14 protein-coding genes, 1 tRNA gene and 1 pseudogene are annotated in these 17,612 nt (G+C 58.2%); 7 read left to right on the top strand and 9 right to left on the bottom strand.

Annotated features, from left to right (window positions below):
- Positions 1-58 precede the first annotated feature (58 nt).
- Together K7431_RS07270 and K7431_RS07265 are read left to right on the top strand one after the other, a co-directional pair.
- Positions 59-1,222 carry an MFS transporter gene (locus K7431_RS07270; protein WP_012722733.1) on the top strand — a complete coding sequence of 388 codons (1,164 nt, stop codon included), beginning with the start codon at positions 59-61 and terminating at the stop codon, positions 1,220-1,222.
- Positions 1,219-2,412, top strand: coding sequence for an MFS transporter (locus tag K7431_RS07265; RefSeq protein ID WP_012722734.1), 1,194 nt, complete (start codon positions 1,219-1,221; stop codon positions 2,410-2,412). Before K7431_RS07270 ends, K7431_RS07265 begins: the two co-directional genes overlap by 4 nt.
- Before the next feature lie 50 nt (positions 2,413-2,462).
- Here the strand turns inward: K7431_RS07265 and K7431_RS07260 are convergent, their stop codons facing one another.
- The 8 genes and pseudogenes from K7431_RS07260 to K7431_RS31390 all read right to left on the bottom strand — a co-directional run.
- Positions 2,463-2,768, bottom strand: coding sequence for a DUF6482 family protein (locus tag K7431_RS07260; protein ID WP_012722735.1), 306 nt, complete (start codon positions 2,766-2,768; stop codon positions 2,463-2,465).
- Between the two features lie 23 nt (positions 2,769-2,791).
- Positions 2,792-3,316, bottom strand: a complete 525-nt coding sequence (locus K7431_RS07255) for a DUF3833 domain-containing protein (RefSeq protein WP_012722736.1) — start codon at positions 3,314-3,316, stop codon at positions 2,792-2,794.
- Between the two features lie 187 nt (positions 3,317-3,503).
- Positions 3,504-3,577 (bottom strand) — tRNA-Gly (locus K7431_RS07250).
- 161 nt (positions 3,578-3,738) lie between these two features.
- Positions 3,739-4,623 (bottom strand): alpha/beta fold hydrolase, encoded by an 885-nt coding sequence (locus K7431_RS07245; protein ID WP_012722737.1) that lies wholly within the window; start codon positions 4,621-4,623, stop codon positions 3,739-3,741.
- Positions 4,624-4,929: 306 nt separating this feature from the next.
- Positions 4,930-5,622, bottom strand: a complete 693-nt coding sequence (locus K7431_RS07240) for a pseudouridine synthase (RefSeq protein ID WP_012722739.1) — start codon at positions 5,620-5,622, stop codon at positions 4,930-4,932.
- Complete coding sequence (locus K7431_RS07235; protein ID WP_012722740.1) at positions 5,622-5,834, bottom strand: cysteine-rich CWC family protein; 213 nt, start codon at positions 5,832-5,834, stop codon at positions 5,622-5,624. Before K7431_RS07235 ends, K7431_RS07240 begins: the two co-directional genes overlap by 1 nt.
- Before the next feature lie 84 nt (positions 5,835-5,918).
- The gene (locus K7431_RS31395) at positions 5,919-6,782 is read right to left on the bottom strand and encodes a methyl-accepting chemotaxis protein (RefSeq protein ID WP_412104498.1); all 864 of its coding nucleotides are present in this window, start codon (positions 6,780-6,782) and stop codon (positions 5,919-5,921) included.
- Positions 6,777-7,541: pseudogene (locus tag K7431_RS31390) on the bottom strand (MCP four helix bundle domain-containing protein); the annotation flags it as partial. The gene K7431_RS31395 and the pseudogene K7431_RS31390, both read right to left, overlap by 6 nt.
- A 262-nt stretch (positions 7,542-7,803) precedes the next feature.
- On the opposite strand from K7431_RS31390, the gene K7431_RS07225 reads away from it, so the two are divergent.
- Positions 7,804-8,163: a hypothetical protein gene (locus K7431_RS07225; protein ID WP_012722742.1), complete on the top strand. Its 360-nt coding sequence runs from the start codon at positions 7,804-7,806 to the stop codon at positions 8,161-8,163.
- A 55-nt stretch (positions 8,164-8,218) separates the two neighbouring features.
- Here K7431_RS07225 and K7431_RS07220 read toward each other — a convergent pair whose 3' ends face one another.
- Complete coding sequence (locus K7431_RS07220; protein ID WP_012722743.1) at positions 8,219-9,331, bottom strand: enoyl-CoA hydratase/isomerase family protein; 1,113 nt, start codon at positions 9,329-9,331, stop codon at positions 8,219-8,221.
- Positions 9,332-9,467: 136 nt separating this feature from the next.
- On the opposite strand from K7431_RS07220, the gene ung reads away from it, so the two are divergent.
- From ung to K7431_RS07200, 4 genes are all read left to right on the top strand, one after another.
- Positions 9,468-10,160: a uracil-DNA glycosylase gene (gene ung / locus K7431_RS07215; protein WP_012722744.1), complete on the top strand. Its 693-nt coding sequence runs from the start codon at positions 9,468-9,470 to the stop codon at positions 10,158-10,160.
- Between the two features lie 158 nt (positions 10,161-10,318).
- Positions 10,319-12,274, top strand: a complete 1,956-nt coding sequence (locus K7431_RS07210) for a hypothetical protein (protein ID WP_148270895.1) — start codon at positions 10,319-10,321, stop codon at positions 12,272-12,274.
- A gap of 315 nt (positions 12,275-12,589) precedes the next feature.
- Complete coding sequence (locus tag K7431_RS07205; RefSeq protein WP_043204944.1) at positions 12,590-14,608, top strand: hypothetical protein; 2,019 nt, start codon at positions 12,590-12,592, stop codon at positions 14,606-14,608.
- Between the two features lie 304 nt (positions 14,609-14,912).
- A complete protein-coding gene (locus tag K7431_RS07200; protein ID WP_148270896.1) occupies positions 14,913-17,102 on the top strand; it encodes an autotransporter outer membrane beta-barrel domain-containing protein in 2,190 nt (729 codons plus the stop codon).
- Positions 17,103-17,612: the final 510 nt, after the last annotated feature.

Below are 17,612 nucleotides of genomic sequence, written 5' to 3'. Positions count from 1 at the left end.
TGGTTCAGGACCCACCGGCCATTCTATAAAGACCTCACAAAATAAAACGAGAGGTTTCATGAAACCGCGCCTGCATTGTGCCCGCCTTGCCCTGTTCCTGTGTGGCTGCGCGGCGTTCCTCAACCTGTACGCCACCCAGAGCATTCTCCAGACCTTTGCCACGCAGTTTCAGATCAGCGCCAAGGCAGCAGGGTGGAGTATCACCGTGACAACGTTGGCCGTGGCAATGACTGCGCCGTTTGTCAGCCGGCTGACCGGGCGCTTTGAGCAACGCACGGTGATCAGCATGGCGGCCTTGCTGCTGGCGGTGCCGGCGCTGATGACTGCCTATGCCGACAGCTTTGCCGAAGTGCTCGTGTGGCGGTTTGTCGAAGGTATGTTGATCCCTGTGGTGTTTGCCACCAGCGTGGCGTATATCGGCGACCGCTGGAGTGGCGGCACGGTGACGGAAGTCACCAGCTTGTATGTGGCGGGCACTGTGTTGGGTGGCTTTGCCGGGCGCTTTGTCACGGGGGTGATGACCGAATACGTGGGCTGGCGCGAAGCCTTTGAATGCTTGGCGGTGTTGAGCCTGATGGTGGGCGGGTTTATTCAGTTCTTATTGCCTGTGAGTCGTGCGCGCTCGACGAAGGTTCAGTCCCCATTCTCGGCTGTTTTTCGCAAGCCTTTGCTGGCGGCCTACGCAGTAGGATTTTGTGTGCTGTTCTCCCAAGTTGCAGCGTTTACCTACGCAGGTTTGTACCTGGGATTACCGCCATTCAACCTCGGACCTGCGGCGTTGGGCACGCTTTACATGGTGTTCCTGCTGGCGCTAATCGTTATCCCCATCGCCGGTCGCCTCAGCAAGTCGCGGCCTCACGCCGAACTTCTAAGCGTTGCTGCGCTGCTCGGCATCAGCGGCTCAGCGCTGACCCTGGTGCCTTCGTTGTGGTGCATCGTGGTGGGCCTGGCCCTCAGTTCCACCGGCGTGTTTCTCGCTCAGGCGGCGGCCAACGCCTTTACTGCCGCTACCGCCCGCGATAACAAAGCAAGTGCCGTGGGCGTGTACCTCACGTGCTATTACCTGGGGGGCAGTTGCGGTGCGATTGTCCCGGCTTTGATTTGGGAGCGCTGGGGCTGGACCGGGTGTGTGGCGCTGATTATCACCTTCCAGATACTGACCTTGCTGATCGCCCTGAACGGCTGGAAGCCCTCTGAACCTGAACTGATCCCGACGCCATGAACGACACTGTTGCTGTGCCCGCTCCCGCCTCATCAACCCGTCGACGCACGCTGATCGCCGGCTGCAGCGCCCATGCCGTGCATGATGGCCTTACCGACGTCATCTACGTGCTGCTGCCGATCTGGCAAACGCAGTTCGCGCTGTCCTACGCTCAGGTCGGACTTTTACGCGGAGCCTACTCAGGAATGATGGCGGTGTTCCAGCTCATGGCCAGCCGCGCCGCGAAACGCTGGGGCCGTGTGCCGATGCTGGTGGGCGGAACCGCGCTCGCGGGGGCGGCTTATCTAATGGTGGGGCAAGCCACTGGACTGGTAATGCTACTGCTGGCGTTGCTGTTGGGCGGATTGGGCGCCAGTACCCAACACCCACTGGCGTCCTCGATGATCAGCGATGCCTATGAGGACGGTGGCGGAATCAAGCAGGCCTTGGCCCAGTACAACTTCTCCGGTGACATTGGCAAAACCCTGGTTCCCGGTCTGGTCGGCTTGTTGCTCACGGTCATCAGTTGGCGCGCCAGTGCCACGTTCCTGGGATTGCTGGGGTTGGCTGCGGCGGGCTTGTTGTGGTGGCTGATTCCCCGCCAGCCGGACGCCTCGGCGGCGACCCAAAAAAACAAGTCGCCTATCGGAGCCGGCTCTGTCACCGGCCTGCGCGCACTGATCCTCACCGGCACCCTCGACAGCGCCGTGCGCATGGGTTTTCTCACCTTCCTGCCGTTTCTGCTGCAAGCCAAAGGTGCGGGCACCGCCGGTATCGGCCTGGCCCTGACCCTGCTGTTTATTGGTGGCGCGTTCGGCAAATTATTCTGCGGCTACCTGGGCGCGCGCATCGGCATGATGAGGACGGTGTGGTTGACGGAAAGCAGCACGGCGTTGCTGATCGTCGCCGCCGTGTATTTGCCGCTGACCGGGCTGATGGTGATGTTGCCGTTGCTGGGCCTGGTGCTCAATGGCACGTCGTCAGTGCTGTACGGCGCGGTGCCAGACCTGGCGGGTGCAGGTAAGCGGGAGCAGGCGTTTGCGGTGTTCTACACCGGCACGATTGGTGGCGGGGCGCTGGCGCCGGTGGTGTTTGGCGGGGTGGGGGACGCATTGGGCGTGCCGGTCGCGGTGATGGTGCTGGCGGGGGTGTTGTGTGTGACGTTGCCGTTGGCGTGGGTGGTGCAGCGGGGGATGGAGAGGGAGGATTGATTGCCTCTTTTCGTACCGGCAACTCAGTTCTGTCCTACACATGCGCAGCCTTAAACGGACGAATCCAGCGTAAACGGAACCCGCAACGCACCAATAGGCCCTTCCCGAACACCGCACATTTCATCGTGCACGCATTGCTGCACCAGCACACAGGGAAACGGCGGAACCCGTTGCAACAAATCGCGCAAATGCGTGGTGGAGCGGATGCGCAGCGGCTTGGCATCATCGCCCAGCAACGTCATTTCGGCATGATCCAGCTTGACGCGCGCGAGGTAGAAACCACCCTCCAGCGACAGCAGCTGCAGCTCGCGAATTTCGCCTTTTACTGCCAGTTCAGTCAGCCTGTGCAGATTCATGATTCTCTCCCGTGGTGGGTCATTCACTGACGACGAAAGAACAACGTGACCTGGCCCCATTCGACGCCGAACTTGGTCATGCTGGAGCGGTTGATCAGGGTGTCTTCGTCCATCAGGTACATCCAGTCATCAAAGCTCACCTCGTAGACTGAGCCGTCCACCGGCAGGTTGAGTCGGTAGCGCCAACGCAGTGCGTTACCCGCCACTTCGCCGATCGCCTCGCCGACCACATCACCCGCTCGACCGCGCCAGTGCCCCGGGCCGTCAGGTGTCAGCGTCCACACCCGCTGTTGACGCGTGCCGTCGCTGTACAGGAAGCGCTCGTCGAGAATCAGGGCGTTCCCCTCGCGTCGGCTGGTGATGTTCACTTCAAAGCGCTTGGCCACTTCGCCCGAGCGCTTCTGGAAAATCCCCCAAGCCTTGACGGGCTTGCTGAAGAATCGCTCCAGGTCCAGTTGCGGCTGTTGGCCAGCGTAGTGCTCGACGCCTACGTTGGCGCAACTGCCCAAGCTCAAGGCCAGCAACAATGAAACCAATAGACGTGTCATTGCTCGGCTCCGTGATGGTGTGTCAGTGCTTGGAGTGATAGTTGTACAAAAATATTGATTTGTACAGGTATGCTCGACGCAAGTCGCTGATACGTCAAATCGCGGCCATAAAAAAACCGGTCTCAAAGGACCGGTTTTTTTATGCATCCCCCGTCAAAAACAACCTGGCGTGGAACACGAATTTGAGTGGAGCGGGTAGAGGGAATCGAACCCTCGTCGGAAGCTTGGGAAGCTACTGTTCTACCATTAAACTATACCCGCTCAGAGCGGCTGACTTTGTACCAGATGTTCACCGGGATTTGAAGTTTTTCTTCAAAAATGTGTGTGGGAGATGGCTTGCCTGCAATATCGACACCTCGGTGTGTCAGTCACACTTCAGTAAGGCTGTCGCAGGCAAGCCAGCTCCGACACAAGCTTGCACCTCAGATTGCAAATGCATGCTGCGTCTGGCCATGTTGATAACGCAATCGGCTGACCTGCCGCTCCGGTTTCAAGAAGCCCACCACCGCATCCCGACTGTCGCGGCATGCTGCTTTATGCTCCATGTCCAGAAAATGCCCGGTGGCCTGGATGGTACTGAAGCTGCTGTTAGAAACATGCTGCCCAAACAACTTGGCATCCTGGGCGCTGGTGTACTCGTCCCATTCGCCGTTCAGGAACAACACCGGAATATCGATCTGCTTGGCCGCCTTGAGGTAGCACAGGCGATCGCTGTTCAGCACATGGCTGATGTGAAAGTGCATCTGCCCGTACTCATGCTCGGCCAGGCTGCTCACGTGTTTGTAGTTGAACCGCTTGAACAGTGACGGCAGGTGTTTGCCGATGGTGCTGTTGACTAGGTGGCCGACGCGGTCGCGGTCGAGGTTGCCGAGGTAGTCGACGCCGCGTTCCAGGTAGTCGCGCATCGGTGCGTTGATCACCGGGGAGAACGAGCTGATCACGGCTTTTTCCACGCGACGAGGGCGGTGCGCGAGGGCGACCAGGGTGGCGGCGCCGCCCCAGGAAAATGACAGCACGTGTTCGGCGGCAAAGTGGTCGATGAGTTCCAGCAGGAGCTGGCCTTCGACTTCCTTCGTCAGCATTTGCTCATGGCGGTTATGGATTTTGGAACGACCGGCGTAGGGCTGATCGTACAAAACCACATTGAACTGTGGGTACAGGCTTTTCACGGTTTGGGCGAAGGATGCCGTGGTGGCCATGGAGCCGTTGACCAGGATGATGGTCTTTGCAGCAGCGTCCGCGCGATAGAACTCCGTGTAAACCCGGTATTGACCCTGTATATCCAACACAGCGATTTCTGGCCTCATGTCGTAAGACTCCTGGCAAGCGGGTAGGGCGCGCAGATCACTCTGCACGAGCTATGTGACAGGTAGGCATACGCCTGGAAAGTGAGGGCCCATGTCGATCCGATGACGGCTGGCCGACGGGTGTTGTTATGGCGGGCTGTTTGCCGGGAAGGCCCGTAGATCAAGCGCGGGCGGGGCAAGGTGTTTCTTGGAGGTTATAGGCGACTCGCCAGTCATATTTAAACTGGTGATTCTGATTCAAGCAGCAGAGCGGGTGCCCCGCAAGGCGATGGAGCAGTTTTTTGCCCATCACCGGCTGAACGGTCGTCAGACCTGGCGGATTTCGTCGTCAGTCAGCGCACGATATTGGCCCGGCGCGAGGGTCGCATCCAGCACCAAGGGGCCCATGCGCTCGCGATGCAGGCCGATCACCTTGTTATCAAAGTGGCCGAACATGCGCTTCACTTGATGGTAACGACCTTCGATGATGCTCAGCCGCGCCGTTGTTGGCCCAAGCAATTCCAGCTCGGCGGGTTGAGTCGTGAGGTCCTCGAAGGCGAAGTACAGGCCGCCGGCAAAGGTCGTCGCATACTCAGGGCCGATGTCCTGTTCGGTCTCCACGTGGTAGACCTTGGGCAGTTTGGTCTGCGGCTGCGTCAGGCGCCGTGACCATTGGCCGTCGTTGGTGATCAGCATCAGGCCAGTGGTGTTGAAATCCAGGCGACCGGCGATGTGCAGTTCATCTTTGTCCGGCTCGTCGAGTAAATCCAGGACGGTCGGGTGCTGCGGATCCGCCGTGGCGCTCACGCAACCCTGGGGCTTGTGCAGCATGAAGTAGCGCGCCGGTTTGCCCGCCTGCAGCACTTCATCGTCCACGCATACGCGGCTGAATGTCCGCACTTCATGATGAGGATCGCTGACGGCCACGCCGTCGATCGACACGCGCCGCTCAACCAGCAACAGGCGCACTTGCTTGCGATTGAACCGCGGCAGGTTGCTGAGGAAACGATCAACCCGCATTACGTCGGCTCAGCGCCACGCAACTGCGCATCGACCTGGGCGCAACGCGGGCACAGGCAGGCTTTGTTGCGCAACTCATCGGGCAGGGCTTGGAGCACGGCGGGGTCGATGGTGACGCTGTAACACCAGCAGGCCTGGTCGACCGTACGTGGGTCAGCCAGGCTGCAGTCGTTGCGGGCCCCGCAGGCGGGGCAAAGGGTTGGCGTGGTCATGGGCAGGTTCGGGCTGGATCGGGCAAGGTTGCGGAGATTCCCGCTGTGCCTTGTACGATACAGGGCCGACCCCGCCCGGGCTACTTAGAGCTGGAACTTGCTGACCAGTACGTTGAACGAGGTGGCCAGCCGCGACAGGTCCTGGCTGGACGCGCTGGTCTGATGGGCACCGGCCGCCGTCTGGGTGGACAGGTCCTGAATGTTCAGCAGGTTGCGGTCGACTTCGCGGGCCACCTGGGCCTGTTCTTCCGAGGCGGAGGCGATCACCAGGTTGCGTTCATTGATCTTCGCCACACTGGCGGTGATCCGTTGCAGCGCTTCGCCGGCGTTCTGCGCCAGGGTCTGGGTGTTGTTGGCCCAGTTCAGGCTCTTATTCATTGCCGCAACTGCACCGTCGGCGCCGGTCTGCACTTCACCAATCATCTTTTCAATATCGACCGTGGACGTCTGGGTGCGATGGGCCAGCGCTCGCACTTCATCGGCGACCACCGCAAAGCCACGACCTTGCTCACCCGCCCGCGCCGCTTCAATGGCGGCGTTGAGGGCCAGCAGGTTGGTCTGGTCGGCGATGCTGCGGATCACATCGATCACCTTGCCGATTTCCCGCACCTGGCCGGCGAGGTCTGCGACCGACTGCGTGGAGTCGTTAATCTCGACCACCATCGAACTCATGCCGGACACGGCCTGTTCCACTTGCTGACGGCCATCCTCGGCTTCGGTGGTGGCCTGGCGCGAGGCTTCAGAGGTCGAGACGGCGTTGCTGGCCACTTCGTCCACGGCTGCGGTCATCTGGTTGACAGCGGTGGCCGCTTGCTGGATCTCATCATTCTGGCGGGTCAGGCCGCGGCTGCTTTCATCGGTGACTGCACTCAGTTCTTCGGCGGCCGATGCAAGCTGGTCGGACGCGTTGGCGATTTCCACCAGGGTGCTTTTCAAGCCACCCTGCATATCCGACAGCGCCACCAACAGTTGCCCGGCTTCGTCGGTACGCTCGGTGGTGATGGCTTGGGTCAAGTCGCCCTTGGCAATGCGTTGTGCACTCTGCACGGCCTGAGCGATGGGGCGAGTGATCAGGCGGGTGATCAATACGCCGACAGTCAGGGCGATGATGAAGGCCAGCACAATGCCGCTGATCATCCACGTCAACGCGCTGTTGCGCAGTTCGTCGGCGGCGACCGCCCCCTCTTTGATCTGGCGGTTATTGGATTCGATCATCACGCGGATCAGCTCTCGCGCCTGACGGAAGACTTCATTGTTGGTGGTATTGAGCTGGGTGCGGGCCTCATCGACCTGGTTGCCGTCGAGCAGCGACATGATGCGTTCGGAGCTGCTGATGTAGGTGGGCAGGATCTGGTCGAGTTTGTCTCCCGCTGCGCGTTCATCATCTTCCAGCGGCGTTGCGCGGTAGGTGGCGTACGCAGCTTGGCTGCGCTTGAGTTCCTGGGCGATATCCTGGCGCACGCGTTCACGATCCTGGGCGGACACTTCGCCTTTGCTGGCGTCCATCAATCGGTACAGGCCCCGGTTATGGGCCACCAAGCCATTGAGGGTAGCGGCGGTGTTGCTCACGGAAACCAGGTTGTTGGAGAACGTCAGCTCTAATGCCGTGGCGAGGCGCACCACGCCTTTGATGCCCAACAAGCCGACCCCGAGGGTGACCAGCGCACACAGTAGAAATGAAAGCAGCAGCTTGGTTGAGATTTTCATGGCTTGAATCCGACGGTAGTAACGGAGGACGCACGGTAGAGCCTCCCTGGCCTGGTGCAGTGTCATAGTGACATCATCGCAATCGACAAAGTTTCGATCCAGACAAATTAACTGAATCGATAAAGCTCGCGCAGATGTATCAAGCTGTTGCAAGAACGCACCAGATTCCGTTTTTGATGTCAGATATTTCGTCATTCAGTGAAAGCTGAATGCCGCCCTCCCGCGTCGCTGGAGGTGCTCTTCCGCGGTCCAGGAGGCCGCCATGTATCGACGACTGCTGCTCAGCGCTTTACTCGGTCTGACCCTTTCTGCTTGTGTGCCTTATTACGATGGAGGCCAGAGCTACTATCGATCCGAGGTCTACACCTCACCGGCGCCGGTGTATTACTACGGGGGTGGCACGGCGTACCCGTACCGCCGTGATTACTACCCTGCGCCGCGCTATTACGCGCCCCAACCGCGTTATTACTCGGCCCCGCGCTACTACCAGCCGGCCCCGCGTTACTACGGGCCGCGTGCCGGTTACCGGCCTTATCCGAACCAAGGTTGGGGCGGCGATCGTTGGGGCAATGGCGGGCACGGCCGCGGTGACCATGGAGGCGGTCGCGGCGGTCATCGCTGACCGGTCTGTAGTGCAAGCGGCGCAGGAAGCGCCGCTTTTTATTGGCCACAATTAATCAATAATCGGACAGGTCTGCCAGCGGATGGCGGCCTTCCCACGCCTTATTGAAGTGCGCCTGCACCACCGCCTCCGGAATCGCGTTGATATCCGGCCAATGCCAATGCGGCGCCTGGTCCTTGTCGATCAGCCGCGCACGCACGCCTTCGCTGAATTCGGGGTGACGGCAGCAATTGAGGCTCAGGGTGTATTCCATCTGGAACACCTGCGCCAGGGACAGATGCCGGCCACGCTGGATCTGTTCCCATACCAGGTGCGCGGTCAACGGGCAGCCTTCGCTGAGCGTCTTGCCGGCCCGGCTGAACAGTGGGTCGGCGTGTTCGCGCAATTGACTCAAGGCGCGCCAGGCGCATCGCACATCACCCACGTCCAGCCATTCGTCGATCTGTGCCCGGCGCGGCAGCCATTGTGCTTCGGGTTGCTGATCGACGGCTTCCTGGGCCAGCGCCTTGAGCAGGCTGTTGAGTTGCATCGAGGTCTGTTCCTGCCAGTTCAGCTGCAGCAGGCCATCGAGCAGTTCGTCTTGCTGGTCGTCGCGCAGGAAGCGGTCGGCCAGGCCCAGGTCCAAAGCGTCGCGGCCGTTGATATGGGCACCCGTGAGGCCCAGGAAGAGCCCGAGCTTGCCTGGCAGGCGTGACAGGAACCAACTGGCGCCGACGTCCGGGTACAGGCCGATGCTGATCTCCGGCATGGCCAACCGGCTGCTGGGGGTGACGATACGCACTGCCGCACTTTGCAGCAGGCCCATGCCGCCACCCAGCACGTAGCCGTGGCCCCAGCAGATCAGCGGTTTGGGGTAGGTGTGCAGGCGGTAATCAAGGCGATACTCCGCGGCAAAAAACTGCGCGGCCAGGTCCGGCACAACCCCTGGCTGTTCCCGGCAGGCCTGCGCCAGGCTGCGGACTTCGCCACCGGCGCAAAACGCTTTGGGGCCGTTGCCGCGCAGCAGTACACAGACGATGTTCGGGTCCTTGGCCCAGGTATCCAGGCGTTCGCCCAGGGCGAGGATCATCGGCAAGGAAAGGGCATTGAGGGATTTTTCAGCGTCGAGGCTGGCGATGCCGATGCGGGCACCGTCGCTGCCGGTCAGCTCTTCGAAGTGCAGGTTCATCGTGACCTCAATCGATACGTTGAAGGATGAGTATGATCGCTTCGTAGGAAAGTGTCGGTGGTGTGTCAGATCAATTGACAAGCGGGGTCGGCTTTCCTAGGGTTCGCCTCATTCTTTTTGACAAGACTATTCAACCATGACCGAAGACGACCGTATCAAACTCGAACCCAGCTGGAAACACGCCCTGCGGGATCAGTTCGAGCAGCCGTACATGGCGCAGTTGCGCGAGTTCCTGCGCCAGGAACATGCCGCCGGCAAAGAGATCTACCCGCCCGGCCCGTTGATTTTCAACGCGCTCAATTCCACGCCGCTGGACAAGGTCAAAGTCGTGATCCTCGGCCAGGACCCGTACCACGGCCCCGGCCAGGCCCACGGCCTGTGCTTCTCGGTGCAACCGGGCGTGCCGGCGCCGCCGTCACTGGTCAATATCTATAAAGAGCTCAAGCGCGACCTGAACATTGACATCCCCAATCACGGCTACCTGCAAAGCTGGGCGGACCAGGGCGTGCTGATGCTCAACACCACCATGACCGTCGAGCGCGCCAACGCCAACGCCCATGCGGGCAAGGGCTGGCAGTTCTTTACCGATCGGATTATCGAAGTGGTCAGCGAGCATCAACCGCACCTGGTGTTTTTGCTGTGGGGCGCCCATGCCCAGGGCAAGCAGAAGCTGATCGATGCCACCAAGCACCTGGTGTTGACCTCGGTGCACCCGTCGCCGCTGTCGGCATATCGCGGGTTCCTGGGGTGCGGGCATTTCAGTCGCACCAACAAGTTTCTTGAGCAGAATGGCGAGACGCCGATCAACTGGGTGTTGCCACCTGCCTGAATCCCTTGGGGCGGCAGGCTGCCGTTCATCGGTAACGGCGGAGCCCTGTTATTTCTGACAGTATCCGCGCGCTTTTTTTGCGCATTCAATAAGTATCCGGACCTGAGCGTGCTGATCGCCCGGGTCGATCCTCGATTGATTGCTCAAGGAGCGTGACCATGTCTGATTCGAACCTGCCCTCAGGCCGGCGGCCCCCTCATGGGTCAAGAGCGGCCACGAAGCCGATGCGTGACCCGACGATACTTGAGCTGGACGCGCCTAACCCTTCCCAGGCACTGGATTTGGAGTGGGACGAAGCAGCTCGGACCTTGCCGCTTGCTCTTCATGATCAGGATCTGGAAGTTACGATTGCACGGGTCTGGCCATTCAACCTCCATGAGGAGGACATGGTGACAACGGTGGAATATCGTTGGAATGGCGACACTGTGCATACCCACCCTATTAAAGGTCCGTACAACCCTGACGACATCTTTCCGTTGGTGCAGTACTTACCCAAATCGATCTTGTCGACCGAGGGCATCCATCGGCTGACTTATAATGTCAGCGCCAGATTGATTGGGCCGAGCGACTCATTTCCAACCTTCGTCAATGTCGACAAAACCGCTCCGAATGGTGGTAACCCTGGCCCGGATGTGCAGGTGGATGACGAGGCTCGCACTGAGGTGACGGATGGGTACTTGGTCACGCACGGTGGCATACCGTTCTGGCTGGTGCGTTGGTTTGATATGCGTATTGGCGATTTGATCTACGTCTATTACGGAACACTTCCTGATCTAAGCCTGGCTGCCACCTTTGTCATTACGAGAGCGCATGTGCAAGGCGCGCCCATCGCGTTCACCCTTCCTGAGGCGCACGTGCGTGCCAGCGGTAGCGGTGACAGGTTCGTGTCCTGTCGGCTTGAGGATCGAGGCGGCAATGTGGGGCAGTTTTCTGATGCACTCAAGCTCAAGGCCTCTCCGGTTGTGTTGCCGGACCTGCCTCGTCCTTACATTGAGCCGGCTGAGCTGACGGGTGTGGTCCTCTTTGAAGATACCTGGCCGCCGAAAGAGCTGGCGGTAACCATCCCTCGGATAGAGGGCGCAGAAGCGGGGGCCAAAATTTACACCTATTGGAATACTCATTCCCTCGGCATCCAAGAGATTGGCGATGTGCAGCACTGGCCGATTCTCAGGCCTGTGCCGTGGTCTGTTATTGCTGCCGGTGGTTTCTCTACGCGTTATCCATTGCGTGTGCGCTATGTGTATGAGCAAGGCAGCGCTTCCAAGCCGTCACCGGACAGCTTTTATGATGTAGATATGCGTGTGGCCGGTCCGGACCCCAGCGGGCCTGATCCGATCAATCGCAAGCTGGCCGTCCCCATCATAAAGGGCAAGACCGGCGACAATGTGCTGACTTCCGTTGATAGCCCCGGGCCGGTGCGGGTAGAAGTGCGATTGTTTGAAAACCCGCAACAAGGCGAACGCCTTGAACTGTGCTGGAACAGCGACGACGTTATCGTCGCGGCCTATGACGTACAGCTGGGGGACGTGGCCGGGAAGTTGATCACGCTGTGGGTGCCCTGGGCAGTGGCGTCGTCCGTCAACCTCGCTGAAGTCTATTACTGGACAGACAACGGCATAAACCGGCAGCGCAGCCCTTCAACGCCTGTACGGGTAACCCTCGACACGCTGACCGGCCTCAAGAGTCCGGTGCTATTGAATGACAGCCCTCTGTTCTTTATTGCGTGCGGTACCAAACCGGAACCTTATGAAGGGGTGTTCATTGGCATACTCTGGGATTTTACTCATTTCAGTACCGGTGATTACGTGCATTTATATTGGAAAAGTTACCCGTCAAAAAATGGCAGTGGTGAGCCCTTCAGTGGTACCGAGGTGAGTTTTGAGCATCGCCTGACATCGGATGATCGTGACAGAGGCCAAGTTGAGATCCGTATCGAGCCATTCAGCTTGATCACATTGCCGGGTTTGGTGAAGGATTTCGGCTCGGCGGTTGTGCAGTATCGTCTGTTCAAGGCAACGGGGGAGACCGGGTTGTCCTCCAGGAAACTTATCTATATCGATTTGAAGATACCGGGTGGTGGAACGTGCCTGGGGCCGCATAGTGGCGGCGTTTAAACGTTGGCTGAAATAAAAGAGGGCGAAAGCCCTTTTTTATTTATGAAAAATCTGATGATGTTTTTGCATTGGAGTGAATCGAAAACTTAGGTTTGTTTAGAGTAATTGGTGTTAAAGGTGTTTGGTTTTTAGCGTGTTTGTTATTAAGGCAGCTGTTTAGGTGGTCTGTCATTCAGATGCATAGTTTGTGCATTTGTGCAGCTGTCAAGTTTCACAGGCTGTGCAAGTTGATTGAGTGATGTCTAATTAAGCTCTCATCCCTCGCGTGCGTCGGGTGACGAGCGTGAATCATTTAACTTACAGGAGTAAGCAGTGATGGCTAAGTCAAATAACACTCAAGCAGCTTCAGTCGATCAAAAAAAGAAGTCGAAGGGCAACGATAGTAGCGCTACTCAATGCGTCAATCCCTTGGAGGCCCCTGTTCCCCATGGTCTTGCGCCCCACGGACCTAGAGCTGTGGATGACCTCAGAGTTACCAATGCCCTGCCTCCAGTGGTCGGTTTACCGCCTAATCTGATGAAAACTATCGTTGCGCAAACGGAAGGCGTCAAGCTTGAAGTTGATATGTGGGACGATACCTTTCCGCTTCCTGGAAGCAACCCTGATGTGTTTCGGTTGTTCGTGAATGGCGTCGTTTATGGAGATCCTATAGAACGACCTAAGCCATTGTCGAGTCTGGTTTGGCCATTGGCAGTAACTATCAAAGATGTCGATGTATCGAACCATGGGGAGTATCGTGTCAGTTATGAGATCGCTTTGGGATCGGGGGGTAACGAGCAGTCCAACACTACATTGGTGAACGTCGATACTATTGGCCCTGCTGGTGGGATTTTATTGGATGCTGTGACGTTGACAGGCGGTGCAGTAGGTGGGAAGGTCACGCTGGAGTCACTGGCCGCGAATGGCGATGCACTTGATATTACTGTTCCAGGGCGTCTAATTGCACGTGCAATGGATGAGCTTTGGTTGTATGGGAATGTTACAGATGCGGATCCAATAAAAGTTGTTAGCAGTCTGCCGGTTAATACTTTACCTGTCGTTGTCTCTCTCACTAAAGATGAAGTTGTCGCTAAGGGGTCACGTGTAGAGCACCTGTCGTTCCGTTACTTTGACTACTCCGAGAACTCAACAATTTATCCGACGAAGTTGAGAGAGGTTGAGTATCTTTTAACGCCCCAGCCGACGAACTTGACCGACCCCGCAGTACCCGCGGCACCGTTGGACCTTCGGGACGCGCAGTTGAAATTGGCGGAAGTGCATATTTTTGGCTGGACCAATTATAGACCTGGCCAAACCCTGAACATCGACTTGGGTGGGCACGTGTTCCCGGCTGCATTGTCGTCCGAGCCGACCCTTGCAAACCCCGCAAAGATTGAAATTCCATGGCTCATTCTCTTCGCGGCCTATGGGATCACTGTTGCCGGTACAGCCAACCTACGTTACCAAGTGGTGGATGGCGGCACGGCTTCAGCATGGTCCAACTCTATTTCGGTGGCTGCAGACTTCCGGTCAGCCGCTGGAGAACCTGGAGGCCCCGGTCCCATCCGGGATTACCTGCCGCAGATTACGGTAACCTCCTTCGACGGACTCACCAACGAGATTGGACCGGGTGATGACGGCCCTGCTACCGCCGCATTTGGTGTGTATATCGGAGCGATGCCAGGGCACCAACTTCAGCTCTACTGGGACGGGATACCGATTTTCACCCCCACCCCTCATACCGTGACGCAGCCTGAAATTGACTCAGGGACGTTTTCCTTCACTATTCCTGCCTCAATCATCGCTGCCGGCCTTAACGGACTGGACAAACCCGTCTGGTACAGCCTGACGAATGGTGTGAACCCCAACATGGACACGTCCCTGTCTACGCCGGTTGATGTGTTTGCCAGTGAACTGACGAACCTGGCGCTGGCACAATTCCCTAAATCCGTGAGTGCGGGCGGCACCTTGCGCTCGATCAGTTGCAAGCAGTTTGTTGAGCTTGGCATCGACACAAGAATCAAGGATGCGGTCAATCTGAAAACAGGTGACACGATCAGGCGTTTCTGGACCCTGTATGGAGAGGGCTTGGAGTCCTCCAACATACTGGTCCAAGCAGAAATGCTGCCTCCGATTGTGGTCGTAAATGATCACAGCCTGCCGGGCCACAATGGCGAAGAATTCGTCGCGGATTTCGCCACGTATGTCCAGCCGGCGATTTTGGGGCGAGTAGAGTTCTATTACACCGTACTCAAAGCCGACGGGGTGACGACAGGCCAATCCCTACCGACGATTCTCTATGTCAGCCGCCGTAACGCCGATACCACCGTTTGCGGTGCTCTGCCTACTCCTTAAACGCGTCGCCCGGTATGAACCGTCATGGGTAGCCGTGACGGTTTGTACCGTTCTTTTTTAGCGAGCCCCTGCAGGCTCAAATTTCACGACCTGCTGTGATTAAGGAAAGTCCTACGTCGCCTTGGACGATCCCTACATGAACCTCCCTGCCTGATCCGTACCCTTGCCGCTTCTGAAAGCCAGAGTCGATGGACCTTTAAATCGCTTGGCTTGTTCAGTCACCGACTAGAGGTACTTAAGCATGTCCACTGAAAAAACATTTCTTCTTTCTCGTTTATCACTAGCTATTAGAGTATTGGCCGTCATGCCTGTCGCCTTGGCGGCGACACAGGTCAAGGCGTTGAATATCTACCCTGGGCAAAACGTCGTCATTGACGCTGACACGTTAGTTGATCGCTACCACGTGACCGAGGCCACCCTGACCTCGAATGGGGCCAGGATCCTGGGGGTTAAAGCCTATGATTCGACCTTTACGATGAGCGGTGGCACTGTCAAGAACACCGCCGGTACTGAAGTGGGTGTGGCGCTTTATGGCAGTAAAGGTACCGTGCGCGATGCTTCGATCTACAGCGGCGGTGCCGAAGGCATGATTGTCGGCACCAATTCGGACCGCGGCTCTGCCGTGGAAGTGTTCGATAGCGACGTGACTGGCGCCACAGATGGCATTGTGCTCAGCGGCTCCAGCACTTTGGCCCTGCATAACACTCAGGTCAGCGGTGCAAACGCTGGTTTGAGAGCGTACGACGGGCAATTGACCACCCAGGGCGGCCGAATTTACGGCGGCACCAACGGCATTGTGGCGTATCGCCTGCCTACGGTGGATAACCCCTCCGTGCTAAACCTCAACCAGACTGAAGTGGTGGGCGGAATAGGGGCTGCCATCCTGGTGGACTACCCCGGTGGCACCGAGATCAACATCAACAATGGCACGACCTTGGTCGGCGGCAACGGCAACATGCTTGAGCTTGCCCACGGCGGCGCGGCCGATGTCAATGTCTCCAACACGACGCTGGGTGGCAATATCCAAGTCGGCAAAGACAGCGCCCTGGACATGAACATGGATTTCGCCTTCATGAACGGCGACATCATCAACAGCGGCGGCAGCGCCAACGTTGGCCTGAACAATGGCTCGGTGCTGACCGGTCGCCTGGACAATGTCGACAAACTGTCGGTCAACAGCGACGCCACCTGGGTGATGGTGGATGGCCAACAGGCGCTCAACACATTGTCGATGAACGGCGGTAACGTTAAGTTCGGCGAGTCCGGAGCCTTTTATAAGCTGGACGTGGCTAACCTCTCCGGCACCGGCGGTACGTTCATCATGAAGGCGGATTTCGGCTCGCTGACCGGCGACTTCCTGAACGTAACGGGTACGTCTGCTGGTCACCATCAGTTACTGCTCGCCGCCACGGGGGCTGACCCGTTGAACGAGCGCCTGCACATGGTGCACACCGCCGACGGTGTGGCGAATTTCAGCCTGGTGGGCGGTCGGGTCGACCGCGGTACCTATTCTTACGACCTGACGGCGGATAACCAGAATCAGGATTGGTACCTGGACCCGGACAGCAAGGTCATCAGCCCGAGCACCAACTCGGTGTTGGCGTTGTTCAACGCGGCGCCGAGCGTGTTGTTGGGGGAAATGACCAACCTGCGTACGCGCATGGGCGAACTGCGTTTCAACGGTGGCCAGACCGCTGGCTTGTGGACCCGTGCCTACGGCAATAAGTATGAAGTGTCCAACGACAAGACTGGCTTGGGTTATAACCAGACCCAACGCGGTTTCACCCTGGGTGCGGATGCACCACTGGAGGCCGGCGATGGGCAGTGGCTGATCGGTGCAATGGCCGGCCACAGCCAATCGGACCTGGACTTGAACCTGGGCAGCAAAGCCACCATCAACAGCTACTACGTGGGCGGTTATGCAACGTGGCTGGATAGCGAAAGCGGCTTTTACTTCGACGGCGTGCTCAAGTTCAACCGCCTGCACAATGAGTCCAACGTGGCCATGAGCGATGGCAAGAAGAGCAAGGGCAACTACACGCAAAATGCCACAGGTGCCTCGGCTGAGTTCGGTCGTCATATCACGCTGGATGACGGCTATTTCGTCGAACCCTACGGCCAATTGGCGGCGGTGATCACCCAGGCCCAGAGCTACACACTGGACAACGGCCTGAGCGCCAAGGGGGATCGTTCGAGTTCGGTGATCGGTGAGTTGGGCGTCACTGCCGGCAATAATATCCAACTCGACAGCGGCGGCGTGCTGCAGCCTTACTTGAAAGCCGCAGTCACCCATGAGTTCGACCAGAGCAACAAAGTGTTTGTTAATGACAACTCGTTCAACAACGACCTGTCGGGCTCACGTTTGAAGCTGGGGGCGGGTATGGCGATGTCGGTGTCGCAGAACTTGAGCATGCATGCGGACCTGGAGCGCAGCGTGGGCAAGAACATCAAGCAACCTCTGGGTGTGAATGTGGGGCTGCGCTACGCGTTCTAAGCGCGGCCGGTGCAGTACTTTCCGCTTGTCGGACAAACCGCCAACCTGTCAAATATGACAGTAGGCGGTTTATTTTTTTGGGGGCTAACTGGAGGGGCATTCCTAATCAGGAGATTCCCATGCATCATTTTATGAGTAAGAAAGTTATGCGTACTGTCCCCAAGGTATTACTGGCGGCAGGTGTCGCTGTGCTGCTTGCCGCTTGTGCCAGTGGCCCTTCCGAGACGGTGTCGAGTGAGTACCCAGGGCTTGATCCTGTCTGCACTCGTGCAGGCACCTTCAAAAGCATATCGCCGGGTTGGTATTACACCTGCAGGTACGACACTGATTCCCAACGGTGGATAAGGCGGCCAAGACAGTGCCCGGCTGGACAAGATTTCAATGAAACTCTTCAACGATGCATACCCAGATAATCACCCATTGAAAGGCCTCTCTTCCTGACGGTAGAGAGGCCTTTTTTATTGCCTTCAATGTGCTGCTGTCGGGTGGCTATGTCGCCACCCGGCAGCG

The sequence above is a fragment of the Pseudomonas fluorescens group sp. genome (assembly GCF_020093335.1).
GTDB lineage: Bacteria > Pseudomonadota > Gammaproteobacteria > Pseudomonadales > Pseudomonadaceae > Aquipseudomonas > Aquipseudomonas petroselini.
The sequence above is the reverse complement of the archived record's forward strand: the minus strand, read 5'-3'. Positions and strand labels throughout refer to the sequence as shown.